This is a genomic window from Candidatus Obscuribacterales bacterium (assembly GCA_036703605.1).
Lineage (GTDB): Bacteria > Cyanobacteriota > Cyanobacteriia > RECH01 > RECH01 > RECH01.
The window spans coordinates 1-1062 of sequence record DATNRH010001082.1; the positions used below are offsets into that span (position 1 = coordinate 1).

The 1062-nt window shown below is 53.4% G+C and carries 1 protein-coding gene; it reads right to left on the reverse strand.

The genetic code is table 11. The features are described from left to right. On the reverse strand, positions 1 to 858 hold an 858-nt coding region (locus tag V6D20_22185), incomplete at its 3' end, for a ferric reductase-like transmembrane domain-containing protein (GenBank protein ID HEY9818494.1). Between the last annotated feature and the right edge of the window lie 204 nt (positions 859 to 1062).

Genomic DNA, 1062 nt, shown 5'->3' on the forward strand with positions numbered 1-1062 from the left:
AAGAGGTGCAATCCCCACCCCTCCCGCGATCATTCCCACACCAGGCGCGTTTGGAGATGGTGGTGTCATTGCGCCATGAGGACCGTCTAACCAGGCGCGCTGTCTCAACTCGACATGAGCTAGCGACCGAGTGAAATCCCCCAGCTCCTTAATAACAAATTGCACCTTTTCTCCATCGCTGGGAGCTGACGAGATTGAAAAAGGGTTTTCCCTGAGTGTGAAGGGATGCGGGTGAAGGCTTAGCCAAGCGAATTGCCCGGCCTCAAAGTTGAAGGGCGTCTTATCCGTCTTGCCTATGGTGAGTTCCCATGTTCGATCCGCGATCTTGCGAACGGACAAAACCTCGAACGGCGAACGGAGCTTGAGGAGAGGCGAGATGAGATAAACGTAGAGCAAGCTTGCTGCAGCGACTGCCAGCAGAATGAACCAAAAGTAGCGCAGCGGCTCAGTCTCACTGTAGCGGCCGGACTCAAGGGTATGGGTCGCTGTAAGCACGGCCACTAAAACAGCCCCCAAACCGTGGCTGAGCCGCCATGTCTCGTAGCGATACGGTAGGGAATCGCGAGCGATCCCCGTCAGGATTAATACTCCGAGCAACACCCATGCCGCAGCGCCTGTCAGAAACCCAAGATTGTTGAGCTGCAGGAAACCAGTCGCTTCAGAATCCCAAGGTGGAGGATAATCGATAACGGGAAGCGTATAGATGAAGGGATGCACCAACACTAACACCAGGATCGTCCGGGCGAACAGCTGGTGGAATCGCATGGTTTGATCGATCCCAATTTTCCGCGAAATCTGTCGAAATCGACCAGACAAGAGGAACTCTATCAATAAGACGGCAAATGCCGTCATGGCCATGGCTGATGAAACTTCATCCCAAAAAGGACGAGGAGGCAGATTGGACATCCATGAGAGCAAGACCGGAGCTAAGGCCACGGCCAAATAGAAAGCCAAGAGCAATCCACCAGGCATATATGAGGTCCCTCAAAACTTAGTGGGTTCGATGAAGCAGCTCGCGGATGGCACTTTATCAAGCGGTGGCTACTTTGCCTTCGAAAGTAT